At 71.5% G+C, this 25,611-nt stretch carries 20 protein-coding genes; 7 read left to right on the forward strand and 13 right to left on the reverse strand.

Annotated elements, in window-relative coordinates; translation table 11 throughout:
* The 9 genes from ABZX85_RS07460 to ABZX85_RS07500 all read right to left on the reverse strand — a co-directional run bounded on the left by ABZX85_RS07460 (position 1) and on the right by ABZX85_RS07500 (position 12,942).
* Positions 1-894 (reverse strand): alpha/beta fold hydrolase, encoded by an 894-nt coding sequence (locus ABZX85_RS07460; protein WP_355863421.1) that lies wholly within the window; start codon positions 892-894, stop codon positions 1-3.
* Positions 895-1,317: 423 nt separating this feature from the next.
* Positions 1,318-2,139, reverse strand: coding sequence for a PaaX family transcriptional regulator C-terminal domain-containing protein (locus ABZX85_RS07465; RefSeq protein WP_355863423.1), 822 nt, complete (start codon positions 2,137-2,139; stop codon positions 1,318-1,320).
* A 28-nt stretch (positions 2,140-2,167) separates the two neighbouring features.
* Positions 2,168-3,847, reverse strand: a complete 1,680-nt coding sequence (locus ABZX85_RS07470; RefSeq protein WP_355863425.1) for a PHP domain-containing protein — start codon at positions 3,845-3,847, stop codon at positions 2,168-2,170.
* Between the two features lie 19 nt (positions 3,848-3,866).
* Complete coding sequence (locus tag ABZX85_RS07475) at positions 3,867-5,723, reverse strand: LamG-like jellyroll fold domain-containing protein (RefSeq protein WP_355863427.1); 1,857 nt, start codon at positions 5,721-5,723, stop codon at positions 3,867-3,869.
* A gap of 52 nt (positions 5,724-5,775) precedes the next feature.
* Positions 5,776-8,691 carry a glycoside hydrolase family 2 TIM barrel-domain containing protein gene (locus tag ABZX85_RS07480; protein ID WP_355863429.1) on the reverse strand — a complete coding sequence of 972 codons (2,916 nt, stop codon included), beginning with the start codon at positions 8,689-8,691 and terminating at the stop codon, positions 5,776-5,778.
* Positions 8,691-9,527, reverse strand: a complete 837-nt coding sequence (locus tag ABZX85_RS07485) for a carbohydrate ABC transporter permease (RefSeq protein ID WP_355863431.1) — start codon at positions 9,525-9,527, stop codon at positions 8,691-8,693. The genes ABZX85_RS07480 and ABZX85_RS07485 overlap by 1 nt, the downstream gene beginning before the upstream one ends.
* Before the next feature lie 12 nt (positions 9,528-9,539).
* Positions 9,540-10,496: a sugar ABC transporter permease gene (locus ABZX85_RS07490; protein ID WP_355863433.1), complete on the reverse strand. Its 957-nt coding sequence runs from the start codon at positions 10,494-10,496 to the stop codon at positions 9,540-9,542.
* On the reverse strand, positions 10,496-11,782 hold the full coding sequence (locus tag ABZX85_RS07495) for an extracellular solute-binding protein (RefSeq protein ID WP_355863435.1): 1,287 nt from the start codon (positions 11,780-11,782) through the stop codon (positions 10,496-10,498). Before ABZX85_RS07495 ends, ABZX85_RS07490 begins: the two co-directional genes overlap by 1 nt.
* Positions 11,783-11,916: 134 nt before the next feature.
* Complete coding sequence (locus tag ABZX85_RS07500) at positions 11,917-12,942, reverse strand: carbohydrate kinase family protein (RefSeq protein ID WP_355863437.1); 1,026 nt, start codon at positions 12,940-12,942, stop codon at positions 11,917-11,919.
* A 141-nt stretch (positions 12,943-13,083) separates the two neighbouring features.
* On the opposite strand from ABZX85_RS07500, the gene ABZX85_RS07505 reads away from it, so the two are divergent.
* The 4 genes from ABZX85_RS07505 (at position 13,084) to ABZX85_RS07520 (ending at position 19,626) form a co-directional block, all read left to right on the forward strand.
* On the forward strand, positions 13,084-13,848 hold the full coding sequence (locus ABZX85_RS07505; protein ID WP_355863439.1) for a DeoR/GlpR family DNA-binding transcription regulator: 765 nt from the start codon (positions 13,084-13,086) through the stop codon (positions 13,846-13,848).
* The gene (locus tag ABZX85_RS07510) at positions 13,845-15,182 is read left to right on the forward strand and encodes a 6-phospho-beta-glucosidase (protein ID WP_355863441.1); all 1,338 of its coding nucleotides are present in this window, start codon (positions 13,845-13,847) and stop codon (positions 15,180-15,182) included. Before ABZX85_RS07505 ends, ABZX85_RS07510 begins: the two co-directional genes overlap by 4 nt.
* A gap of 70 nt (positions 15,183-15,252) precedes the next feature.
* Positions 15,253-18,297: a glycoside hydrolase family 38 C-terminal domain-containing protein gene (locus ABZX85_RS07515; RefSeq protein ID WP_355863443.1), complete on the forward strand. Its 3,045-nt coding sequence runs from the start codon at positions 15,253-15,255 to the stop codon at positions 18,295-18,297.
* A 24-nt stretch (positions 18,298-18,321) separates the two neighbouring features.
* The gene (locus ABZX85_RS07520) at positions 18,322-19,626 is read left to right on the forward strand and encodes an alpha-L-fucosidase (RefSeq protein ID WP_355863445.1); all 1,305 of its coding nucleotides are present in this window, start codon (positions 18,322-18,324) and stop codon (positions 19,624-19,626) included.
* Between the two features lie 326 nt (positions 19,627-19,952).
* Here the strand turns inward: ABZX85_RS07520 and ABZX85_RS07525 are convergent, their stop codons facing one another.
* Entirely contained in the window at positions 19,953-21,095 is a 1,143-nt protein-coding gene (locus tag ABZX85_RS07525; RefSeq protein ID WP_355863447.1) for an ATP-grasp domain-containing protein, read from the reverse strand.
* A gap of 285 nt (positions 21,096-21,380) precedes the next feature.
* On the opposite strand from ABZX85_RS07525, the gene ABZX85_RS07530 reads away from it, so the two are divergent.
* Positions 21,381-22,244 (forward strand): metallophosphoesterase, encoded by an 864-nt coding sequence (locus ABZX85_RS07530; protein WP_355864149.1) that lies wholly within the window; start codon positions 21,381-21,383, stop codon positions 22,242-22,244.
* Positions 22,245-22,299: 55 nt separating this feature from the next.
* A complete protein-coding gene (locus ABZX85_RS07535; RefSeq protein ID WP_355863449.1) occupies positions 22,300-22,986 on the forward strand; it encodes a 4'-phosphopantetheinyl transferase superfamily protein in 687 nt (228 codons plus the stop codon).
* Positions 22,987-23,013: 27 nt separating this feature from the next.
* On the opposite strand, the gene ABZX85_RS07540 is transcribed toward ABZX85_RS07535, so the two are convergent.
* The 3 genes from ABZX85_RS07540 to ABZX85_RS07550 all read right to left on the reverse strand — a co-directional run bounded on the left by ABZX85_RS07540 (position 23,014) and on the right by ABZX85_RS07550 (position 24,649).
* The gene (locus tag ABZX85_RS07540; RefSeq protein WP_355863451.1) at positions 23,014-23,223 is read right to left on the reverse strand and encodes a hypothetical protein; all 210 of its coding nucleotides are present in this window, start codon (positions 23,221-23,223) and stop codon (positions 23,014-23,016) included.
* Positions 23,224-23,432: 209 nt separating this feature from the next.
* The gene (locus ABZX85_RS07545) at positions 23,433-23,960 is read right to left on the reverse strand and encodes a toxin-antitoxin system, toxin component (RefSeq protein WP_355864151.1); all 528 of its coding nucleotides are present in this window, start codon (positions 23,958-23,960) and stop codon (positions 23,433-23,435) included.
* A gap of 41 nt (positions 23,961-24,001) precedes the next feature.
* Positions 24,002-24,649: a helix-turn-helix transcriptional regulator gene (locus ABZX85_RS07550; protein WP_355863453.1), complete on the reverse strand. Its 648-nt coding sequence runs from the start codon at positions 24,647-24,649 to the stop codon at positions 24,002-24,004.
* Between the two features lie 279 nt (positions 24,650-24,928).
* Between ABZX85_RS07550 and ABZX85_RS07555 the strand changes: the two genes are divergently transcribed.
* Entirely contained in the window at positions 24,929-25,609 is a 681-nt protein-coding gene (locus ABZX85_RS07555) for a hypothetical protein (RefSeq protein WP_355863454.1), read from the forward strand.
* Positions 25,610-25,611 lie beyond the last annotated feature (2 nt).

Below are 25,611 nucleotides of genomic sequence, written 5' to 3' on the forward strand. Positions count from 1 at the left end.
TCAGGCCGGGTCCGGTTCCAGCCGGCTGTGCCCGCCCGACAGCCACGTCACGATCTCCGGCAGCACCCGCAGCGCCGCGAAGTGCGCGGCCCGCGGGTGCAGGACGACCGTCCGCCCCCGGATGTGCTGCGCCAGCCAGCGGGTGTGGCTGGCCGGGGCGAACACGTCCTGCTCGCCGTGCCACAGCAGGACGGGTACGGAGATGTCGTCCAGGGAGAAGCCCCACGGCGCGCAGAAGGACAGGGCGTCGTCGACCCAGCCGTCCGCGGAGACGCTGAGGGCCTCGGCGTAGCTGCGCACCAGCATGTCGCGGATACCGGCGTCCGCGATCACCCGGAGGTCCGACTCGGTGAGCTCCCAGCGGAGCTGGGCCAGCAGCCGGCGCGGGTCCTCGCGGATCTCGACGGAACGCCTGCGCAGGCTCGCGGCGAGCTGGTCGGGGCCGGCCAGGGCCTGGACGTACTCGTGGACGTTGGAGGCGGCCATCCCGGCGAACCAGTCGAGGCCGTCCGCGTCGCGCGGGGCGAGGCTCACGAGGACGGCGACCCGGGTCACCCTGCCCGGCAGCAGGGCGGCGCAGGCCAGCGCGTGCGGGCCGCCGCCGGAGCGGCCCACCACGGCGAAGCGCTCCACGCCGAGGGCCTGCGTGATCGCCGCGACGTCCTGCGCGACGTGCGCGACCGCGCGGCCCGGGAGGCGGTCCGAACTCCCGTACCCCGGACGGTCGTAGGTGATCAGACGGACCCGCTGGTGGTAGAGCAGCATCGGGCGGGGCGCCGGGCCGATCCGGCTGCCGGGCGTGCCGTGCAGGAGGAACACGGGGAAGCCGCGCGGGTCCCCCGCGATCTCCACCGCCAGCCGTCTGCCGTCCCCCGTCAACACCTCGGTACGCATTCCGCGGCCTTTCTCCGAGCCCCCGTCAACTGCGGTACACGCTGCGGTCATGTCCCATGGTGGCCCAGATCATCCTGCCTGGCACGGTTGTTGGCGCTTTAGCGCACCGACTCCGGCCGGGAACAGGTGTGTTGGGCGGGGTGGGGCGGGCGGGGGCGTCAACTCGGCGTGTGGGCGGGCGTCTTCGGGCGGGCCGCATCGAGAAGCCTGCGCGGGCCGGCGGGCGGGAGCGGCTTCGGTGGGCGGTGGACCTCACGGCCCTTCCCGACGGCACCGCATGGTCCTGGTGGGCGGCCGGTGCCGCGGCCTTCTCCGGTGGGCGGCCTCGTGTTGTCTCCCGGCGGGGGAGCCCACGCTTCCGGTCGGCGGTGCGGCTCGGCCGTGTCCGGGGGCGGGAGCCCGTGCGGCGGTGTCCGGCCGGGCTCAACTGCGTACGGCCACCAGTTCGATGAGCCGTTCCGCCGCCTCCTCCGCCGGCGGCGTCAGGCGTTCGTGTACGCGGCGGAACGTCTTCTCCGCGGCGTCGGCGGGCCAGTCGGAGGGGAGGTGGAGGACGGGGAGGCGGGGGTCGCGGCGGATGATGCGGAGCCAGTCGGTCTGGAGGAGGAGGCGGTGGGCGAGGGCGTCGTCGGGGGCGGGGAGGTCGGACTCCCAGCGCTGCCAGCGGGAGCTGAACGCGCGGTAGCGGGCGGCCAGTTCGCCCAGTTCCCAGGTCTCCTCGATCATCGTCCCGATGTCCGTGCCGTCGTCGGCCTGCGCCCGGAACACCTTCACGTGCGCGCTGAGGCCCAGCTCCTCGACCAGGCCGGAGACGTCCACCTCACCCGGCGCGATCCACAGCCCGCTGAACAGGGGGCCGAAGCCGTGCCACGCCAGCTTCGAGCGCAGGTCGTGCCGCTGGCGCTGCCACGACTCCGGCAGCGAGAAGCCGAGCAGCGTCCACGAGCCGTCCCAGCGCCGGTTCACCGCTCCGGTGTGCCACACCCGCCGTTCGCCGTCCCGCAGCACCGCCTCCGAGTGCGCGGTCAGCCCGAAGTACATCCGCCGGCCCTCCCGCTGCCGGCGCAGCAGTCCCCGGTTCACCATCCGCGTCAGCGTCGACCGCGTCGCCTGCTCCCCGACCCCGGCCCGCGCGAACACGTCGATGACGCTGCCGGAGTACACGCAGACGGAGCGCCCCAGCACCTGATCCCCGAGGAACGTCAGCATCAGGGACTGGGGCCGCACCGACTCTTCCGTGGTCACACGGCCAACCGTACGCCGACGGCAGAGGTCAGCCCACCACGTCCACGAAGATCGGGTTCGCGTAGAACCAGGTGTCCGTCCACGGGTCCCCGTCCCCCGGGGCGTGCGGGATCGGGCCGTGGGGGTCGGTCGAGGCGCCCAGGTAACCGGTGCCGTGCCGGTTGCCGTCGCTGCCGCGCAGGCGGAGGTAGAAGGAGTCGTCCTCGACCGCCACCGGGATACGGAGGGTGTACGTGCCCTTGAGCCCGGAGACGTCCTTCGTGCGGACGACCTTCGTGTCGGGGGCCTTCCAGGAGTCCGCGTCGGCGACCGGGCCGGTGACCGTGCCCCGGATGACGTCGACGTGGGCCAGCTTGGGCAGGACGCCGTGGGGGTTGACGCGGGACGCGGTCGTGACCGTGACCTCCAGGGTCAGCTTCTCGCCCCTGCGCACCCGCAGGCGCCCGCCGAGGGTGACGCCCCGCCCGGTGCTGTGCTGCCGCTTCAGGCGCACCTCCAGGCCGTCGATCAGGTGGCCGTGGTCGGCCCAGACCCGCCCCTCGCGCAGACCGGTCATCACCGCGCGGTAGCCGTACCGGGTGACACCGACGTGCGTCCGGCTGAACTGCCCCGGCCAGAAGTCGCTGCCCGGCTGCGGGGTCGTCGTGTTCACCGGGTCCGGCAGCTTGCCGGTGTTGTCGAAGTTCCGGCCGGCCGGCCAGTCCCCGTTCTTCCAGGTGTCGAAGACGATCCGGTGCGCGTCGGAGTTGCTGGTGACCGAGAACAGGCCGCCTTCTGCCAGCATCGAGTCCCAGAGCCCGCCGACCGTCGCGGTCGCCCAGTCGAAACCGCCGTACGTGAGGTACGCGTCCGCCGGATACCCCGCGAAGGAGTTCACCGACGGCTTGTTCTCGTACTCGCCCCGGATCGAGGTGGTCCCCCGCCAGCCGGGGATCGCGGCGCCCTGCGCGCCGGGCGCCCCCTCCATGCCGATCATGATCTCGGGGGCCGCGTCCCGCCACGCCCGCAGCTCGTGCGGGGAGTCGATGCCGAGGCGCAGCGGGTGGTTGGCGAGGACGAGGACGTCGTCGACGTATCCCGTACGGCGCTGCTCCGCCAGCCACTTGACCGCCTTGACGGCGTGGGCCTCGTTGCGGGCGGTGTTCGCGTTGCCGGGGGCGCCGTCCGTGTAGTTGAGGAGCTTGCCGTCGTAGGCGCTCTCGAACCGGGTCAGGACGTCGACCTCGTGGGGGCCGGGCGGGGTGAACACCGTGCAGTGCTCGGCGGCCGGGATGTACCACTCCAGGCCCTGGAAGATCAGCTGACGCGGGTTCTCCTTGCGGGCCCTGAGGATCTCCCCGTGCTCCAGGGCGGCGCCGAAGTCGGCGTGCCCGAAGTTGGAGTGCTCGGTGAACACCATCCAGTCGAGGCCGAACTCGGCGGCCTTCGAGGCGAGTTGGGAGAACGTGTACTTCGCGTCGTGGCTGTACACGGAGTGGATGTGGTGGTCGCCGACGAGGTAGGCGAGGCGCGGGTCCTCGCCGCCGTAGCCGCCGTGGCCCTTGCCGCTGGTGGCGGACGCCGGGGAGGCCAGCGCCGGGGACAGCGCGAACGCCGCCCCGAACAGGCCCGCGCTGCGCAGGAGTCCACGTCTGGAGACGCCCTGCGGATCGAGGTGGGCGGGCGCGACGTCGGGGTCGGCCCAGGTGGGGAGCTGCTGCTCGGTCATGACGGATCTCTCCGGAGGCTCAGTGGTTCATGAACGACGTGACGGGCAGCGCCCGTTCGGTGATCCGGACGTCGCCGAGGCGCGCGTGCAGGATCTGGTCGATCTTCCCGGCGTACTCGTAGCCGCCGAGCAGCCACGGCAGCCCGACGGAGGTGATCCCGGTCGAGACGGCCTTGGGGTTGCGGACGACCGGGCAGCCGTCGACGTACAGCGTGGTGTGCTTCCCGTCGTTCACGACGGCGACGTGCCACCAGGTCTCCAGCGGTGTCTGCTGGCCCCAGTTGGTGGCGATGCCCTCCTGGTTCAGCGGGCGCATCGCCCACTGCGGCTCACGGTCGTTGGACAGCGAGAGCGTCGCGAGGGGCTCGTCCGGGTCGTCCCCGGTCTTCCCGGCGGCCCCGCCCGTCCCGGTCCGGCCGACGATGCCCGACCACGCGTGGTGCGAGGGGTCCCAGTCGGCGGGGAGGCGGTAGAACGCCTCGATGGTGTAACCGTTCCTGAACACGGCCTTGTTGAGCGGCGCCGAGTCCACGGTCTTCAGGTAGGCCCCCTTCAAAGGCGACTTGAACCCCTGGAACTCCAGGCTGCCGTGGCCCGGCTGGTCGGGGTGGTGGTCGGCGGACCAGCCGAGCGCCCCGCCCGCGACGCTCACCAGCGTCAGGTCGTTGCCCTTGCCCGACAGGTCGCGGACCGTGCCGCCGGACACCGCCTTGTCGAACCGCCAGTACGCGACCGTCCCCCGCAGCAGCACCTCGGACACCGGCCGCGCCGCCCGGACCGGCGCGGGGTCGAAGCCCTCGAAACGCGCCGCGAAGTCGATGTCGACGCTGAACCGGTCGGCGTCACCGCTGAGTTCGATCTCCTGCCGCTCGAACTCGTTGAGCCCCTTCTTCGCCCGCCCGAGAATCCACGGCGACACCGTCTCGACGTCGATGACGTTCCGGTCGAGGTCGAAGCGGTACAGCCGGATCATCGCCGCGCCGCCGAAGTACCGGTTCTGATAGTTCGTCAGATGCAGGTGGACGTCATTTCCCGCGCTGTTCTTGCGCGTCGCCCGCCCGGCCGGCCAGTAGTGCCCGTTCAGCGTGAGGAAGATCTGGTCGTGGTCCTTGACCAGCCGGTCCCACAACTGCTGCCCGTACGCCGACAACTGGTCGTCGTCCACGACGAGTTCGTGCGTCGTGAGGATCACCGGCGTCCTCGGGTGCTTCGCGAGGACGTCCTTCGCCCACGCGTACCCCTGGTCGGAGAGCCGCCAGTCCAGCGCGAGGACGAGCCACTCCCGGCCGCCCGCGCCGAACACGTGGTACGTGTTGTACCCGTCCGAAGAGGCCCCGCCGAACGTGGACTTGGGCGCGAACCGCTTCGGCCCGAACGCGTCCAGGTAGGGCGAGGCCCCGCGCTGGTCGGTCGTCGAGGACTTCACGTCGTGGTTGCCGGCGAGGACGCTGTAGCCGACCCCCTTGCGGTCCAGCAGCCTGAACGCGTCGCCGATCGCGGAGAACTCGGCGGCGGCCCCGTTCTGGGTGAGGTCGCCGAGGTGCGACAGGAAGACGATGTTCTCGTCCTTCCCGTGCTCCAGCAGGTACTTGAGGGACGCCTCGACGGGCTTCGCGTCGATGCTGGGCCCGTCGAAGAGGTACTGCGTGTCGGGCATCACGGCGAGCGTGAACCGACGGCTCTTCGCGTCGGGCCGCCAAGAAGCCTGAACCTTCTCGGTGGCGGCGGAGGCGGTGCCGGCCGGCAGGGCTACGCCCGCGGTGGCGGCGGCGCCGAGCAGCGCCGTCGCCCGCAGGAAACCGCGCCGTCCGGCACCGGCCTGGGGAGCCTCGCAGGGCTCCCGGCCGTCAGAGTCATGGGCATGCGAAGTACACACAGGTGCTCCGGGTGGTGCGGGAAGAGTGGTGCCAGGACAGGGGAGTGGGGGGTTACAGCGCGCGCAGGGTCCAGCTCCAGTGATGGCAGCCCGTCGCGACCAGATAGGAGGGGAAGGTGTCGGGCCCGCACGACGCCGTGCCGAGCCCCCGGTGCGCCGCGTCGACGTGCACCACGCAGCCCGCGCGCGGCACGAGTTCGTCGTGGTGCGCGGCGGCCGTCAGATCGTCCGCGCGGTGACGCGTGACGGAGACCTGGCGCGGCTCGTCGAGCGTGACGGCGAGCCCGGTGGCGTCCGGCGCGGACAGGGTGAAACGCCGTACGCCGTGCAGACCGCCGCTCTCCTGCGGGCGCAGGTAGGGCGTGAACAGTGCGGCGACGGACGCCGCGTGGTGGCCGACCGGGGCGCCGTGCGCGCGGTCCGGGTACGACTCCCAGGGGCCCTGCCCGAACCACTCCAGCAGCTCCGGGCCCGGCACCGTCTCGAAGACCGTCCCGACCCGCGCCACGTCGTGGAACGCCTCGGGCACCTGCGCCGACTCGTCGACGTGGACGCCGCCCGCGACCGGCGTGAGGATCTGCCGGTGCCGTACGACGCCCTCGGTGCCCGTGTACTCGGCGTCCACGACGACCTTCGCGCCGTCCCGCTGCACCGACACCAGCCGGCGCACCAGCCGGTCGAGCCCCCAGCTCCGCCAGCGCGCCGCGATGCCGCCCAGCTCGTCGTTGTCGGTGGGCGCCCGCCACAGGGACAGGACCGGCGGCGAGGCGAGCAGCGGGTGGACGAGCAGCCCGTCGCCGTCGACCTCCACGCTCCCCGAGACGACCGGTTCCCCGCCCGCCACAGGCTCCCGGAGGCGCACCTGCGGCACGCAGATCTCCGTCCCCTCCGGCGCCCACGGCAGGTCCTGCGCCGTCGTCACCCGCAGGGTCAGCCACGCCTCCCCGCCGTCCGAGGGCACCTCGAACGGCACGGGCACGGCAGCGGACTCACCCGGCGCCAGCTCCGGCAGCTTCGCCGGTGCCGTCAGGGCGGTGCCGTCGGCGAGCGCGAGCCGCCACTCGCCGGTGAGCCACTCCAGGCCCACGAAGTGCTGGTGGTTGGAGATGACGACGTTGTCATGGCCCGCCGGAGCCAGCCGTACGGGCGCCGCGATCTCCCGGTGCTCGAACATCACCGGCTTCGGGGTCCGGTCCGGGAGGACGACGCCGTCCGCGATGAACGCCCCGTCGTGATCGGGTTCGCCGAAGTCACCGCCGTACGCCCAGCGGTGGCCGGGTCCGGCGACGCCGCTCTCGTAGAGCCCGGCGCCCCCACGCCCGGCCGGTCGTCCGTCGTTCACACGCTGGAGGATTCCGTGGTCCCAGAACTCCCAGATGAACCCGCCCTGAAGTCCCGGCGTTGACTCGATGGCGGCCCAGTGGTCCGCGAGCGTGCCGTTGCTGTTGCCCATGGCATGGGAGTACTCGCACCAGATCAGCGGCTTCGTCTGCGTCCCCGACAGCGCGTGCGCGACGACCTCGTCCAGCGAGGCGTACATCGGGCAGGCGATGTCCGAGGCGTCCGAGGAAGCGGCCCAGTCCAGCTTCGCGGCCCCCTCGTACTGAACCGGTCGAGTCGGGTCGTTGCGGCGCACCCAGCCCGCCGCCGCGTCGTGGTTCGCCCCGTAGTCCGACTCGTTGCCCAGCGACCACACGATCACCGAGGGGTGGTTGCGGTCCCGCAGCACCATCCGCGAGACCCGGTCCACGAACGCGTTCAGATAGCGCGGGTCGTCGGCGATCTCGTGCGCGTGGTCGTGCGACTCGATGTTCGCCTCGTCGACGACGTAGATCCCCAGCTCGTCCGCGAGGTCGTAGAACGCCGGGTCGTTCGGGTAGTGCGAGGTGCGGACGGCGTTGAAGTTGAACCGCTTCAGCAGCGCGAGATCGGCCCGCATGTCCTCGTACGACACCGTCCGGCCCGTCAGCGGGTGGAAGTCGTGCCGGTTCACGCCCCGCAGGAACACCCGCGCGCCGTTGACCAGCAGATCCCGGCCGGCGATCTCGACGTCCCGGAAACCCACCCGGTGCCGGGAGACGTCGGCGACGGAGCCGTCGGCGCGGTGCAGGCGTACCACCAGGCCGTACAGGACCGGCGTCTCGGCGCTCCAGGGCCGCACCCGCGCCACCTCGGTGGTCAGGCGGGCCTCGCCGAGGAAGTCGGAGACGCGGCCGTCCTCCTCGTTGAACCGGTCGAGCGCGGTGTCCCGGTCGAGCGGCACGCCGTCCAGCTCGCCGGTGACGTACCAGCCGTCCGGCAGGTTCCCGGCGGTGTGCCGGACCTGGCAGTCGACGCGCAGCGTGCCGTCGGCGCGGGCGCGCACGCCGACGTCGGCGAGGTGCAGGGGGTCGGTCGCGTAGAGGAGGACGGAGCGGGTGATCCCGCCGTGCCACCAGTGGTCCTGGTCCTCGATGTGCGTGGCGTCCGACCATTTGACGACCGTGAGGCGGACCAGCATCGGCTCGCCGGGCCGGGCGTGGTCCGTGACGTCGAAGTCGGCCGCGAGGTGCGAGTCCTTCGACAGGCCCACCGCACGCCCGTCGACGTGGACCAGCAGGACGCTCTCCGCCGCGCCCACCTGGAGGGTGATCCGCTTGCCGGACCAGTCCGCCGGGACGTCCACGACCCGCTCGTACACGCCCGTCGGGTTCGCGGCGGGGACGGCCGGCGGGACGTCCGGGAACGGCATCCGGACGTTCAGGTAGACCGGCAGGTCACCGGTGTCCTGCATGGTCCAGGCGCCCGGCAGGGTCTGCGTGGACCAGGTGTCGCCGAGCGGCGCGTCCGGGGCGGGCAGGAGCTGGAAGCGCCACTCGCCGTCCAGCGGGAGGGCGTTCGCCCGGCGGTCGACGGCGGACATGGGGGACCGCCCCCAGGAGGTCACCTCGGGTGACTCCCAGGGGCGGAGGACGGACAGCGGGTCCATTACTTGATGGCCCCCTTCGCTAGGTCTCCGATGATCTGGCGGGCGCCGATCGCGAACACGATCAGCAGCGGGACGAGCGCCAGCAGCGCGCCGGTCATGACCATCCCGTAGTCCGTCGTGCCGTGGCTGCCGTTGAGCTGCGACAGCGCGACCTGGAGCGTCACGTTGTCGGGGTTGGTGAGCGCGATCAGCGGCCAGGCGTAGTCGTTCCACTGGCCCATGAACGTGAAGATCCCGAGGAACGCGAGCCCCGGACGGACCACCGGGAGCGCGACGTGCCAGTACTGGCGCATGAAGTTCGCGCCGTCGATGCGGGAGGCGTCGAGGAGCTCGTCGTGGATCGCGCCCTGCATGTACTGGCGCATCCAGAAGATCCCGAACGCGTTCGCGGCGGCCGGCACGATCAGCGACGTCATCGAGCCGATCCAGCCCAGCTTCGCCATGATCACGAACTGGGGGATCGCCGCGAGCTGCGCCGGCACCATGAAGATGACCATCAGCAGCGCGAACATCAGCCTGCGGCCCGGGAAGTGGAACTTCGCGAAGACGAACGCGGCCAGCGAGTCGAAGAACAGCACCAGCACGGTCACGCTCGTCGCGACCAGCAGCGAGTTCCACATCGACCCGAAGAAGTCGATCGAGTCGAGGAGATTGCGGACGTTCTCCCCGAAGTGCGAGCCCGGCAGCAGCTTCGGCGGGTAGGAGAAGATCTCCGAGGAGGTGTGGGTCGACATGATGACGGCCCAGTAGAACGGGAACGCCGACAGCAGCAGCCCGACGACCAGCACGGCGTGCAGCGCGATCCCGCGCCTGCGGGAGCCCTTGATGGATGACATGGCGCGCGGCTCCTAGTCTTCGCCCCGGCGCTGCACCAGGCGCCAGTTGACGATCGAGAAGATGATGACGACGAGGAAGATGCCCCACGCCACGGCGGCGCCGTAGCCGAAGTCGTTGTTGTCGAAGGTCTGCTGGAAGAAGTAGAGGACCATCGTCTGGCCCGAGTGCCCCGGGCCGCCCGCGTACTGCGAGTCGTTGGACGCCGACTGGAGCAGCACCTGCGGCTCGGAGAACGACTGGAGCCCGGTGACCGTCGAGACGACCAGCACGAACAGCAGCACCGGCCGCATCATCGGCAGCGTGATCTTGAAGAACGTCTGGAACGGGTTCGCCCCGTCGACCTTCGCCGCCTCGTACAGCTCACTCGGGATCGTCTGGAGCCCGGCGAGGAAGATGATCGCGTTGTAGCCGGTCCACTGCCAGGTCATCAGCGTCGCGATGGCGACCTTGATGCCCCACGGCGTGTTCAGCCAGGCGATCTGGTCCAGCCCCACCGCCTGCAACAGGGCGTTCATCAGGCCGAAGTTGGTGGAGAACACCGACCCGAAGATGATCGCGACGGCGACCACCGAGGTCACGTTCGGCAGGAAGTACGCGAACCGGTACACGTTCTTGAACCGGACGGCCGAGTTCAGCATCACGGCCGTCACCATCGCCAGGAAGATCATCGGGAAGGTCGCGAGCGCCCAGATGATGATCGTCGTGCCGATGGAGTGCCAGAAGTCCGTGTCCCCGATGAGGTACCGGTACTGCGCGAGCCCGGCCCACTCCATCTTTCCGAGGCCGTCCCAGCGGTGGAACGAGACGTACAGCGAGAACCCGACCGGGATCAGCCCGAAGCCGAGGAACAGCAGGTAGAACGGCGAGATCGCGGCGTACAGGTGCCAGTACTTGCGCCAGCCCTTCTTCGGCCGGTTGCGCGGATCGTCCGCGACTCTCACGGGCGGCTTGTCCAGGGCGGTGGCCATCAGTAGCTCACCCCCAGGTGCTTCGCGATACGGCGGCACTTGCTCATGGCGTCCTTCCATGCCTGCTCGGGGTTCTTGCCGAGGACGCCGACGTTCTTGATCTCGTCCTTGAGGGGCTGGCCCAGCGCGATGTCGAACGGGCTGTTGTAGGCCACCGGGATCTTCTGCGCGGCCGGCCCGAAGACGTCCATGGTCACCTGCCCCCCGAAGAACGGGTCGGGCTCGGTGAGCTTCTTCATGGCGTACGACGCCGGCGTCGACGGGAACAGCCCCGCGTCCACGAACCCCTGCGCCTGGTTCTCGGCGTTCAGCAGCCAGGTGATGATCTCGAACGCCTTCTCCGGCTCCCGGCACTCCTTGGTGATCGCGAGGAACGAGCCGCCGATGTTCGAGGGCCCGCCGGGGCAGGCGGCCACCCGCCACTTCCCGGCGGTCTTCGGCACCCCCTGCTTGAGGTCGCTGCTCGCCCAGGAGGCGTTCAGGTTCGACGGGAGCTTGCCGTCCTCCTGCGCGGAGAGCGCGTCCGGGGTGCCGCTGACGATGCTGGAGACGATCCCGCGCTTCTTCGCCTCGACCGCCCGCGCCCACGCCGTACGGACGTGGTCCTCGTCGCCGATGAAACGGCGGTCCTTGTCGACGTACTGCTTGGTGCCCTGGTTCATCGACATCGTGAAGACGCTGGTGATGTCGGTCAGCAGGTAGGTGCCGGGGAGGCGCTTCCTCAGCTGCTCGCCGGCCGCGAAGAACTGCTCCCAGGTCGCGATCTCCCGCGACACGTCAGCCGGTTCGGAGGGCAGGCCCGCCTTCGCGAAGACCGCCGGCTGGTAGAAGTGCCCGACCGGGCCGCAGTCGATCGGGAAGGCGATCATCGAGCCGTCGTCGGCGACGCCCTGGTCCCACTTCCAGGACAGGTACTGGCTCTTCAGCTTGTCGGCGCCGAGCGTGCGCAGGTCCACGAACTGGTCCGCGTTCGGCAGGTAGGACGCCATGTCCTCGCCCTTGAGCCCCGCGATGTCGGGGATGTGGGCCTTGCCGGCCATGGTGGTGATCAGCTTCGAGCGGTAGTAGCCGCCGATCTGGATCGCCTTGAGGTCGACCGCCGGGCCGTAGCGCTTCTTGGCGTTCTTCACGACGGTGTCGCTCAGACCGCCGTTCCAGTACCACAGCACCATGTTGTTCCCGGTCGAACCGGCCGGTACCGCGCAACTGGACGCCAGGCCGCCGAGCGCACCGGCGGCACCGGTCGCCAGGCCCGCGCGCAGCAGACCTCTTCGTGAGAGCCGCACAGCTCCCACCGCCTTTCGGATCTGTTCTGGAGTAGCAGGGGGCATTACTGGGGCGTGGGGGGAGGGGGGTCTCAGGGGGGCCACGGGGACTTCACAGGGGGCTTCGTCTCACCCTCGGGGCGGCCCCGCGTTCCTCAGGGCAGCCGCGCCGGAGGAGTCACCGGCGCGTACCGCACCGGCCGTCCCGGGTCGGCGGGCAGCCGGTCCGTCAGGAAGCCGTACGCGTGCCGCAGCCCGGGATCGGTCACCGACCGCCACCAGCGGTCCACGCCGTACCAGCCCGGGGCCGCGAGCGCACCGCCGTGATGCTGTACGGAGAGCCCGGCGGCCAGCACCGCGAACTTCAGCCGCTCCTCCAGCGGCCACCCGCCGAGCGAGGCGGCGACGAAGCTCGCGCCGAACACGTCCCCCGCGCCCGTCGCGTCCAGCACGTCCACCGGGAGCGCCGGGACCTCCGCGTACTCGCCGGTCGTCTGGTCCACCGCGACCGCGCCGTCCCCGCCGCGCGTCACGACCGCCACCGGCACCAGCTCGGTGAGCGTGCCGAGCGCCGCGACCGCGCTGTCCGTGCGGGTGTAGGCCATCGCCTCGGTCTCGTTCGGCAGGAACGCGTGGCACAGCGCGAGCTGGTCCAGCAGATCGCTCGACCACTCCTGGGTGGGGTCCCAGCCGACGTCCGCGTACACCTTGGTGCCGTTCGCCGCGGCCTTCGCGATCCACTCGCGCGGCTCCGCCTCCAGATGGACCAGCGCGGTGCGCGCGGCGGGCGGGTCGGCCATCAGCGCGTCCTGCGAGTACGGCGGCTCCTGGCCGTGGGTGACGAGCGCCCGGTCGTCGCCGTGCGCGAGGGCCACCGTCACCGGCGTCGGCCAGTTCTCCGCGGTCCGGGAGAGCGAGAGGTCGACGCCCTCCTGCCCGGCGATCACCTCCCGGCAGTACGCGCCGTAGAAGTCGTCACCGAAGACCGTCGCGAGCGAGGTGCGCAGGCCGAAGCGGGAGGCGGCGACCGCGAGGTTCGCGATGCCGCCGGGGCCGCAGCCCATGCCGGCCGTCCAGACCTCCTCGCCGGGCGTGGGCGGCTTGCCGAGGCCCGTGAGGACGAGGTCGTAGAAGAGCAGCCCGGTCAGCAGGACGTCGGGAGTCCGGGGGGTGTCGTCCACGGGGTGGCGCCTCTCGTCGGAACGTTCTTCAGAACTGTTCACATTCGGTGCACGGAATCGTGCGCTCTCTTCCAGATCTGGTCAATAGTCGAGCAGAAATGAGCATGGATTTGATTGAAGATGACGAGTAGTGTTCGTGTCGTGCTGGCAGAACGACGACATCAACTCATCCTCCGGGCCCTGCGCTCCGGCGGCCCGGCAGCTGTCACCGACCTCTCCGAGCAGCTCGGAGTCAGTCCCGCGACGATCAGGCGCGACCTGGTCAAGCTGGAGGAGGACGGCCTGCTGACCCGGGTCCACGGCGGCGCGGTCGCCGAGGAGGGCGACCAGCCCTTCGCCGAGGTCGCCGAGGTCCGGGTCACGGAAAAGGACGCGATAGCCGCCCGCGCGGCGTCGATGATCGGCAACGGCCAGTCGGTCCTGCTCGACATCGGCACCACCGCCTACCGGCTCGCCCGGCAGCTGCACGGCCGCCGCCTCACCGTTATCACCAGCAACCTCGTCGTCTACGAGGAGCTGGCCGACGACGAGGGCATCGAGCTGGTCCTGCTCGGCGGCGTGGTCCGCCGCGACTACCGCTCCCTGGTCGGTTTCCTCACCGAGGACAACCTCCGCCAGCTCCACGCCGACTGGCTCTTCCTCGGCACGAGCGGAGTGCGCCCCGGCGGACAGGTGATGGACACGACCGTCGTCGAGGTGCCGGTCAAGCGCGCGATGATCCAGGCGAGCGACAAGGTCGTCCTGCTCGCCGACCGGGCCAAGTTCCCCGGCACGGGCATGGCGAAGGTCTGCGGTCCAGAAGATCTGGACGTGGTGGTGACGAACGCCCCGGTCGACCCGGTGACCCGCTCCTCCCTGGGAGAGGCGGGCGTCGAGGTGATCGTGGCAGGAAAGGCGCAAGCGTGAAGCTGACGATTCTGGGCGGCGGCGGGTTCCGGGTGCCGCTCGTGTACGGGGCGCTCCTCGGCGACCGCGGCGAGGGCCGGGTGACCGAGGTCGTCCTGCACGACCTGGACGCGGGACGGCTCGGGGCGGTGACGCGCGTCCTCACCGAACAGGCCGCGGGCGTCCCGGACGCGCCGTCCGTGACCGCGACCACCGATCTGGACGACGCCCTGCGCGGTGCCGACTTCGTGTTCTCGGCGATCCGCGTCGGCGGTCTCGAAGGCCGGGCGAACGACGAGAGGGTCGCCCTCGACCAGGGCGTCCTCGGCCAGGAGACGGTCGGCGCGGGCGGCATCGCCTACGGGCTGCGCACGGTCCCGGTCGCCGTCGACATCGCGCGCCGCGTGGCCCGGCTCGCCCCCGACGCCTGGGTCATCAACTTCACCAACCCGGCGGGCCTGGTCACCGAGGCGATGTCCCGCCACCTCGGCGACCGCGTCATCGGCATCTGCGACTCCCCGGTGGGCCTCGGCCGCCGCATCGCCCGGGTGCTGGGCGCGAACCCGAACGACGCGTACATCGACTACGTCGGCCTCAACCACCTCGGCTGGGTCCGCGGCCTCAAGGTCGCCGGCCGCGACGAGCTGCCCCGCCTCCTCGCCGACCCCGATCTGCTGGGCTCCTTCGAGGAGGGCAAGCTCTTCGGCACCGACTGGCTCGCCTCGCTCGGCGCGATCCCCAACGAGTACCTCCACTACTACTACTTCAACCGCGAGGCCGTCCGCTCCTACCAGGAGGCCGACAAGACCCGCGGCGCCTTCCTGCGCGACCAGCAGGCGCGGTTCTACGACGAGGTCGCGGCGCCCGGCGCGCACGCCCTCGACGCCTGGAACCGCACGCGCGCCGAGCGCGAGGCGACGTACATGGCCGAGAACCGCGAGTCGGCCGGCGCGGGCGAGCGCGACGAGGACGACCTCTCCGGCGGCTACGAGAAGGTCGCCCTCGCCCTGATGCGGGCCATCGCCCGCGACGAGCGCACGACCCTCATCCTCAACGTCCGCAACCGCCACACCCTCTCCGTGCTCGACACGGACGCGGTGATCGAGGTGCCCTGCCTGGTCGACGCCAACGGCGCCCACCCGGTCTCGGTCGCCCCGCTGCCCGGCCACGCGGTCGGCCTGGTCAGCTCGGTCAAGGCCGTCGAGCGCGAGGTCCTCGCCGCCGCCGAGTCCGGGTCCCGCACGACCGCGGTGAAGGCGTTCGCGCTGCACCCGCTGGTGGACTCGGTCAATGTCGCCCGGCGTCTGGTGGAGGGCTACACGTCCGTCCACCCGGGCCTCGACTACCTCAAGTAAGCTCCCCGGCGGGAAGCGCCTAGAAAGCGCTTTCCACGGTTGTCCCGGCATCCTTCTCTGGAGACCTCTCATGCACGACGAACGCCGTCGGATCGAGGAGCGCGTAGAGCGCCTCCACACCCAGCGCATCAAGCCCGCGATCTACGCGGCGACCGTCCCCTTCGCCGTCGAGGCATGGCAGGCCCCCGGGGAGCCGGTCTCCTTCGAGGAGGCCGCCGCGGCCTCCTACGAGCCGTTCGAGATGGACACCCCCTGGGGCCCGCCGTGGGGGACCACCTGGTTCCGGATGCGCGGCACCGTCCCCGCCGAGTGGGCGGGCCGGCGCGTCGAGTCGGTCATCGACCTCGGCTTCGTCGGCGACTGGCCCGGCAACCAGGCCGAGGCCCTCGTCCACCTCACCGACGGCACCCCCCTGAAGGCCGTCAACCCCCTCAACCAGTACGTCGCCGTCGCCAACCCCGCCGTCGGCGGCGAGGAGATCGACTACCTCGTCGAGGCCGCGTCCAACCCGGACATCCTCGCCGACAACTTCTCCAAGATCACGCCGATGGGCGACATCCTCACGGCCGGCGACAAGCCGCTCTACACCTTCCGGCACGCGAACCTCGCCGTCCTCGACGAGGAGGTCTGGCACCTCGACCTCGACGTCCAGGTCCTGCGCGAGCTGATGGTCGAGCTGAGCGAGCACGAGCCGCGCCGGCACGAGATCATGCACGCGCTGGACCGGGCGATGGACGCGCTGGACCTGGACGACGTGTCGGGGTCGGCGGCGGCCGTACGCGAGGTGCTCAAGCCGGTCCTCGCCAAGCCCGCCAACGCCTCCGCGCACATCGTCTCCGGCGTCGGCCACGCCCACATCGACTCCGCGTGGCTGTGGCCGATCCGCGAGACGAAGCGCAAGACGTCCCGCACCTTCTCCAACGTCACCTCCCTCGCGGACGAGTACGAGGAGTTCGTGTTCGCCTGCTCGCAGGCCCAGCAGTACGAGTGGGTGCGCGACAACTACCCCAAGGTGTGGGCGCGCATCCAGGAGTCCGTGAAGAAGGGCCAGTGGGCGCCCGTCGGCGGCATGTGGGTCGAGGCGGACGGCAACCTGCCCGGCGGCGAGGCCGTCGCCCGCCAGCTCATCCACGGCAAGCGGTTCTTCATCGAGCACTTCGGCATCGAGACCAAGGGCGTCTGGCTCCCCGACTCCTTCGGCTACACCGCCGCCTACCCGCAGCTCGCCAAGCTCGCCGGCAACGAGTGGTTCCTCACCCAGAAGATCTCCTGGAACCAGACCAACACCTTCCCCCACCACACCTTCTGGTGGGAGGGCATCGACGGCACCCGCATCTTCACCCACTTCCCGCCCGTCGACACCTACAACGCCCGCTTCAGCGGCGAGGAGATGTCCCGCGCGGTCCGCCAGTACCGCGAGAAGGGCAACGCCAACCGCTCGCTGGCGCCCTTCGGCTGGGGCGACGGCGGTGGCGGCCCTACCCGCGAGATCATGGAGCGCGCCCGGCGCCTGAAGGACCTGGAGGGCTCCGCCAAGGTCGAGATCGAGCACCCCGACGAGTTCTTCGCCAAGGCCCGCGCCGAGTACCCCGACGCCCCCGTCTGGGTCGGCGAGCTCTACCTGGAGCTGCACCGCGCCACCTACACCTCGCAGGCCCGCACCAAGCAGGGCAACCGGCGCAGCGAGCACAAGCTGCGCGAGGCCGAACTGTGGGCGACGACGGCCGCGCTGCACGCCCCGGACTACACCTACCCGGCCGAGAAGCTCGACCGCCTCTGGAAGACGGTCCTCCTCCACCAGTTCCACGACATCCTGCCCGGCTCCTCCATCGCCTGGGTGCACCGCGAGGCCGAGGCCGAGTACGCCCGCGTCGCCGAGGAGCTGGAGGAGCTGACCGCCGAGGCGATCGACGCCCTCGGCCACGGCGGCCTGCGCGTCTTCAACACCAGCCCCTACGACCGCGCCGAGGTCGTCCGCACCCCCGACGGCACCCGCGCCTACGTCGAGGTCGCCGCGAACGGCAGTGCCCCGGTGACGGACGCCGCCGCCCCGCACCCGGTGACCGTCGACGGGCTGACCCTCGACAACGGCCTGGTCCGCGTCGAGTTCGCCGAGGACGGCACGCTGAAGTCGGTGTACGACCTGGGCGCCGGCCGCGAGGTCCTCGCCGAGCCCGGCAACCTGCTGCGCCTGCACACGGACCTGCCCAACTACTGGGACGCCTGGGACATCGACAAGCACTACAAGAACCGCTACACCGACCTGCTCGACGCGGACTCGGTGGCGGTCGTCGAGGCGGACCCGCTGATCGGCGCCGTGCGGATCGAGCGGTCCTTCGGCAAGGGGTCGACGATCGTCCAGACGGTCACCGTCCGCGCGGGCAGCTCCCGGATCGACGTCGAGACGGACATCGACTGGCACGAGGCCGAGAAGATCCTCAAGGCCGCGTTCCCGATCGACATCCGCGCCCCGCACTCCTCCGCCGAGATCGCCTTCGGCCACATCCAGCGCCCCACCCACACCAACACCACATGGGAGTCGGCCCGCTTCGAGGTCTCCGGCCACCGCTGGGTCCACGTCGTCGAACCCGGTTACGGCGTCGCCGTGCTGAACGACTCGACGTACGGCCACGACGTCTCCCGCACGGTCCGTGAGGACGGCGGCACGACGACCACCGTCCGGCTCAGCCTGGTCCGCGCCCCGCGCATCCCGGACCCGGGCGCCGACCAGGGCCGCCACCGCTTCACCTACTCGCTGCTGCCCGGCGCGAGCATCGCCGACGCGGTCGCCGAGGGCTACTCCCTCAACCTGCCGCTGCGCCTCGCCGAGTCGACGGGCGCGGCCGACCCGGTCGTCTCCGTGGACGGCGAGGGCGTCACCGTCGAGGCGGTCAAGCTCGCGGACGACTCCTCCGGCGACCTCGTCGTCCGGCTCTACGAGTCGAGCGGCGGCCGGGCGCGGGGCGTGCTGCGGACGTCGGTGGCGCTCGCCGGCGCGCAGATCACGGACCTGCTCGAACGGCCGCAGGAGGAGGCCGAGTTGGCGGCCGACGGGTCGGTGGCGGTCGAGCTGCGGCCGTTCCAGATCCTCACCCTGCGCCTGCGGCGCGCATGACCCCCGCGGGACGGGCACTCGGCGGTGCCCGTCCCACGGGACTCCCCCAACACCCCTACGTGGCCTAGGAGTTCAGCCGTGCCCATGCAACCCTGGTTCACCGACGCCAAGTTGGGGATCTTCGTCCACTGGGGCATCTACGCCGTGGACGGCGTCCAGGAGTCCTGGTCCTTCTACGACGACATCGTCCCCTACGACCGCTACCTCTCCCAGCTCGACCGCTTCACCGCCTCGAAGTACGACCCCCGCGCCTGGGCCGACCTGTTCGCCCGCGCCGGCGCCCGGTACGCGGTGCTGACCAGCCGCCACCACGACGGCGTCGCGATGTGGGACACCGAGCACAAACACCTGGGCCTCGACCGGGACTTCCTCACCGGATACGCCGACGCGCTGCGGGAGAAGGACCTCAAGGTCGGCTTCTACTACTCGCACTCCGACTGGAGCCACCCCGACTACGCCTCCACCCGCAAGCCGGGCCGCCCGCCGGAGCAGGAGGACAACCGCTACTCCGAGTGCTCCGCCGAGGACGAGGACCTGGCGGCCTGGGAGAGGTTCATCGCCTACCGCGACGGCCAGATCCGGGAGCTGGCGTCCCGCTACCGGCCCGACCTGATGTGGTTCGACGGCGAGTGGGACCGCAGCGAGGAGCAGTGGCGCATCCCCGAACTCGCCGCGCTCATCCGCTCGTACGTCCCCGACGTCGTCTTCAACGCCCGGATGCTCAGTCAGGGCGACTACGCGACGCCCGAGCAGGGCGCCCCGATCGTCCCGCCGGACGGGCCGTGGGAGCTGTGCCTGACGATCAACGACTCGTGGGGCTACCAGCACCACGACGACAACCACAAGTCACTGGCCCAGCTGATCCGCTACTTCACGGAGACGATCGGCGGGGGCGGCAACCTCCTCCTGGACGTCGGCCCGATGGAGGACGGCACGATCCCCCAGCCGCAGGCCGAGCGCCTCGAAGGGCTGGGGGAGTGGATTCGCCGCCACGAGGAGGCGGTGTACGGGACCGGCCGCGGCCTGCCCGCCGGGCACCACTACGGGCCGAGCACCCTCTCCGCCGACCGGCGCACCCTCTACCTCGTCCTCTTCGACGCGCCGCGCGCGGAGATCGGCGTACGAGGGCTCGCGACGGGGGTGCGCAGCGTGCGGGTCGTCGGCTCCGGGACGGAGCTGGGGCATCGCGTGGTCGGCGGGCTGCACGACGCGGTGGGCGTGCTGTGGATCGACCGGCCTCAGGAGGCGGATCTCGATCCGTACGCGACTGTCCTCGCCCTGGAGCTGGACGGGGAACTGGAGCTGTACCGGGGGGCGGGGCGCTTCTGAGCCCCGGACGTCATTCGGGTCGGTCGGTCGCTCCCCGTGACAGCGGCCGACCGACCCGATCCCCCGATCGCTCCGCGGACTCCCGTACCCCGTTCGGTCCCCCGTGAGTTCCGCGGAACTGGTGGTGCTTCCCCCTTGTGGTGCTTCCCCCAGGAAACGCCGGCTCTTCCCCCAGTCGAGCCCCTTGCGCCCACATCAGTAAGAGCACCCACCCCACCCCCTGATACACCCCCGGACAAAAAAATCTCCCCCAGTTTTCGCGGCTGCCGCGAAAACTGAGGGAGACGGGGTCACTCACGCCCGTGACCTGGGCCGATACCGGCGAACTACGCGGGCGCGCCCGCCTCGGAGGCCAGCGTGGTCGCCACGGACTCGCTCTCCACCGGCGCGGCAGGCGACTGCACCGGCGCGAGCACCGGCTCCTCGGACCACTGCGCGGGCAGCGTCACCGGACGCAGCGGACGCGGCCCGGACACCACCGTGTAGTCCTGCCCGAGGAACGGCGGCGCGATCTCGCCCGGGTCCTCGCCCAGCGCCAGCTGCACGGCCGCCCAGGGGGCGTTGACCCCGCACAGCGACAGCTGGTGCAGCCCGCCGGCGGGCCGGCTGTTGACGTCCATGAGGACCGGCTCGTCACCGAACATCCGGAACTGGATGTTGGACAGGTAGTGCAGCCCGAAGCCCTCGGCGATCCGCCGGGCCGGCTCCAGCCACCGGTCGTCCAGCGTGAACCCGCGCCGGCGCCCGTTCTTCGTGCGCCCGATCGCCATCCGGACCAGGTTGTCGGGGCCGGTGAGGCAGTCCACCGACACCTCCGGCTGCTCCAGCCGGGGCATGACGATCCAGTCGACCTCCTCGTCGGCCTCCTCCAGCGCCGCCGTCACCATGTCCAGCGGCACGTAGGGCGAGGGGAACCCGCTGAGGTGGTTCAGCGAGAAGGGGGCGCGCGTCACGACGCGGAAACCCACCCCGCCCGCACCGGACGCCGGCTTGAAGCACGCCTTGTAGCCGTCGGCCTCCAACCGGTCGACAGCGGCGACGAGTTGTTCCGCGTTGCGGACCCGGAACCACGGCGGCACACCCACGCCGATCGCACGCACGGCCTCGTACGCGACGATCTTGTCCTCGAAGACCGCCACGGCCTGCGGCGTCGGGGCGAGGAGCGCGGTGCCCGCGGCCTCGAAGTCGGCGCGGTGCTCGACGATCGCGGACTGGTGCAGGCGCGGCACGAACACGTCGATGGAGCGGCGCGCGCACTGGTCGAGCGCGAACTCGACGTAGGCCGCGGGGGAGAGGCCCTCGGGCTCCAGGTCGGCGGTGTCGGCGGCGGCCAGTACGGGGGAGTCGGCGTCGCCGTGCGTCGCATGGATCTCCACGGCGCGGTCGCTGGGATTTCTCCGCAGCTGATCCATGAAGAAGACGTTCTCCGCGTACGTGCGGTTGAGCCAGACGCGTACGCGAGAGACCATGCGAGGCCGCCTTTCAAGGTTCGCGGGCAGGGCAAAGCGGGCCCGACCCGGGGCAAGGGAGTTTGGGGGACACCAAACCGCCCTGCGCGAAGGGAAGTTCATGGCGGTGGTGTTGGGGCGATCATACGGCCTGAGAGGGGTCCCGCGTGCAACACGCGTGTTACGGATTCCCCGGCGGTGACCGGCGGGTGCCCCGCGGCGGGGGTCCGCCCTTGTCGCGGCGCGCCGAATGTGTTGTCGTGGTGACCTTGGAGAGTGCCGGACCAGAGGGAGCGGGGGCGCGCGGTGACGACGACGGCCGGGGGAGCCGGACGACTGGTGGCCATCAGCGACCTGCACATCGGATACCCCGAGAACCGGGCCCTGGTCGAGGAGCTCCACCCCGACACGGACGACGACTGGCTGCTCGTCGCGGGCGACGTCTCCGAGAACGTCGCGGACATCCACTGGACCCTGAAGACCCTCGCGAGCCGCTTCCGCAAGGTCGTCTGGGCACCCGGCAACCACGAGCTGTGGACGCACCCCTCCGACCCGGTCACCCTGCGCGGCGCCGAACGCTACGACCACCTCGTCTCCGTCTGCCGCGACCTCGGCGTCGTCACCCCCGAGGACCCCTACCCCGTCTGGGAGGGCCCCGGCGGCCCGGCCGTGATCGTCCCGCTGTTCCTCCTGTACGACTACTCGTTCCTGCCGGCGGGCTCGGCGACGAAGGAGGAGGGCCTGGAGTACGCGCACGGCACGGGCGTCGTCTGCAACGACGAGTACCTCCTGCACCCCGACCCGCACCCGACCCGCGAGGCGTGGTGCCGGGAGCGGGTGGAGCTGACGCTGCGCCGTCTGGAGCGGGAGCTGCCGCCGGGCCTGCCCGTCGTGTTCGTCAACCACTACCCCCTGGACCGGCACCCCACCGACGTCCTGTGGTACCCCGAGTTCGCGATGTGGTGCGGGACGACGCTGACCGCCGACTGGCACCGCCGCTTCCCGGTGGCCGCCATGGTCTACGGCCACCTCCACATCCCGCGCACGACGTGGCACGAAGGGGTCCGCTTCGAGGAGGTCTCGGTGGGCTACCCCCGGGAGTGGAAGAAGCGCCAGCAGCCTCCGGGGCGTCCGCGGCTGATCCTGCCGGCGAAGGGCGAGGACGCGTGAACGGGCCCGCGGCCGGCGGAGCGGGCGGACGAGCACTGACGGAGGGGGAGAACCGGTGATCGAGCGGCTGCTGCCCGCGTCGGTGGCGGCGGTGGAGGCGATCGGCCCGGCCGCCGCCGATCCGGCCGCAGAGGCGGGGCTCTTCCCCGAGGAGCGCGCGGTGATCACCCGCGCGGTCGACAAACGGCGCCGCGAGTTCGCCACCGTGCGCGCCTGCGCCCGGCAGGCCATGGAGAAGCTCGGCGTCGCCCCCCGGCCGATCCTGCCGGGCGAGCGCGGCGCGCCCGGCTGGCCCGAGGGGCTGCGCGGCAGCATGACCCACTGCGCCGGGTACTGCGCGGCGGCCCTCGTACGCGGTACGGAGCTGGCGTCGCTCGGGATCGACGCGGAGCCCCACGACCGGCTCCCGGAGGGCGTGCAGTCCGCGATCGCCCTGCCCGCCGAGGAGGAGCGGCTCGCCGCGCTCGCCGCCGGGCACCCCGGCGTCCACTGGGACCGGCTGCTGTTCAGCGCCAAGGAGTCCGTCTACAAGGCGTGGTTCCCGCTCACCGCGAAGTGGCTCGACTTCGCCGAGGCGGACATCGTCCTCACCCCCGTCGACCACGCCTTCGGCACGCTCTCGGCGACCCTCCTGGTCCCCGGGCCGGTGGTCGACGGCCGGGAGGTCACCCGCTTCGAGGGCCACTGGACCGTCGCCGACGGACTCCTGGCCACGGCGATCACGGTGCCGCGCACCGCGTGACCACCGGGGGCACCGGCCCCGCGCGTATCAGGGACACCAGCCCCGGACGAGCCGGAAGAACTCCGCCTCGTTGCCCGTGAGGCCCGCCGCGCCCAGCGCCTCCTCCGCCTCGGCCAGCACCGACGCGGGGACGACGCGCACCTCGCCGTCGTACGCGGCGGCGACGGTGTTCAGGAGCCTCAAGTACGCCTGGACGGCGGCGCGTTCACGGTCGGTCAGTACGGCGGTGGTGGGCATCGGACGGCTCTCCCCTGGTCGGCGTCGGCTGGTCGGTCTCGTCGTGCCCTCCAGCTTGCCGCCCGTCACCGACAATCGCCCTCAACCCCGTTGCGATGCGCTCCGGTTCACCTGCATAGCGCACGGCAGGTTCCGGGCGCCGCCCCAAAAGAGGCCCAGGACCCCGTTTTTGGGGACCGGCGGCAGTGCCGCGGGTGCCTGGCGGGACTCTACTTCGCGTCCTGCCGCAGATAACCGAGCGACGCCTCGATCCGCCCCGCGAGCCGGTCCCGCTGCCCCTTCTCCGGGACCCCCGCGAGCAGGCCCCGGCAGCGGCTGGCCAGCAGCAGCCCGAAGCTCTCCGCCTCCCGCTCGTCCGCCTCGTCGAACCGGGTGCGCGCGGCGACCTTGCGCACCGTCTCCTGGAGGTCGGCGCCGTCGCACAGCAGCCGCGCGGCGACGACCGCCCCCTCGACGTGGTGGCCGTGGTGCCCGGCGGTCATGTGCCACAGCTCGTGCCCGAGGATGACCAGTTGATGGTCGGGCGCCGTCCGTTCCTCGATGACGACGAGGTCCTGATCGGTCATGTCAAGCCACAGCCCGCTCGCCGTGCCCACCGGGAACGCGGCCGTGCGGAAGTGCACGGGCCGTCCGCGCCGGCGGCTCATCCCGGCGCACAGCCCCGCGTACAGGTCCCGCGGCGTGGCGGGCACGCCGGGGGCGAGACCGGCGACGAGTTCGCCGCACAGCCGCCGCATCCGCCTGCTCATGCCCACCGCCCTCCACCGGTTCACGTGGTTCACGACTCGGGTCGCTTGACGCTCTCCAGGAGCATGTCCAGCCACTCGGCGACCTTGTCGCGGTGCTGGTCGGTGGGGAGTTGGGCCGCGCGCCAGGCGATCCCGCGCACGCCGTGGTCCTGGAGGAGCCGCTCCAGGGGGTCCGCCGCGGACGCCGCCTCCCGCGCGGCGAGCTGCTGGAGGAGCTCCTGCTCGGTGTGGAGCAGGACGCTGGTCAGCGCCTCCGGGTCGTCCGCCGTCAGGAAGCCCGCGTGGACGCGGAAGAACCGCTGGATGGCGTCGCAGTGCTCCATCGTGGGCCGCCGGTCGCCGTTGATCAGGGCGCCCGCCTGCTGCCGGGACATCCCGGCGCCGTCGGCGATCTCCTGCTGCGTGTACCGGCGGCCGTTCGGCTTGAGGCGCGTGCGCCGCAGCAGCCCGAGCCGCTGGAGGAACCGGGCCTGCACATCGGGCTCCCCGGCCGGCCTGCCGCCCAGCAGCGCCTTGACGACGGACTCGGGCACCCCGGACGCCGCCGACAGCCGGGGGACGTCGAAGACCTGCGCGTACGGCACGCCGAGCCGGTCGGCGAGCGCGGTGACACGGGCGACGAGAGCCGGCAGCGAAGCCGTCGCCGGGTCACCCGCGACCCCGTAGCCATCCGTCACGGAACAGGTCTCCTACATCTCTCGCGGACGCCCCGCGGCCCGACCGGCCGAAACCGCCTCCTCCGCACCGACGGTCACCCTCGGCCATACCGGCAGTCACGGTCAACTGACCGGAGGGTAGCGGGTTTTTCGAACTCACATCCAGGTCTCGCCACAACTGTGGCCTATTTCAGCCGTCAACCAACGCCGAATGCCACGATAGTTGACATGACGAGTGCGGGGGCCGGAGGATCGGGGCGCCGCGAGATGGCCGCATCAGGCAAGAGGGGTGACCTCCCGATGGCGTACAGGGCAGGTGGGCAGCGGTCCGTACCGCGGCCCTTCCCCGAAGGTTCCGAGGCCCACGCGTACCTCCAGGACTACGCCGCGCTGCTGGACGCGGTCGCGTTCCCGGCCGTCGTCCTCGACCAGCGCTGGGACACGGTCATCGCGAACACCGCTTTCCGGACACTTTTCCGCGAGATCGGCCCGCATCCGACGGCCATGCCGGACGAGAACTTCCTGCGCTTCGTCCTCTTCCACCCGGACGCCTCGACGGTCCTCGGCGACCACGAGTCGCGCTGGTGCCTGCCGATGCTCGCGCAGTTCGCGGCGGCCCTGGAACAGCGCGGCGACGACCGTGAACTCCAGGCCGTACGCCGGGAGATCGCCCAGGACCCGATCATGGAGGCCGCCTACCGGCACGGCCTGCCGCTGTGGATGCGCGAGGCCGGCCCGCGGGCCACCGCCCTCGACGGCGCCGTCCGCCCCCTCCTGCACCCCGACCCGCGCTGGGGCGCCACCGAGTGCCGTGTCGTCACCGAGGCGACCACGACCCTCCAGGACCTGGGGTGCGTCCGGCTGACCCTGGTCCTGCGCGAGCCGCGCCGGCCGCGCCCGCCGCACACCACGCGCCGCGGGGCGAGGACGGGGCGGCGCACGGCGGGACATCTCACGGTGGTGCCGTCGACGGACCTGTGACG

It is taken from the genome of Streptomyces sp. NPDC004539, from assembly GCF_040610055.1.
In the GTDB taxonomy this organism is placed as follows: Bacteria; Actinomycetota; Actinomycetes; order Streptomycetales; family Streptomycetaceae; genus Streptomyces.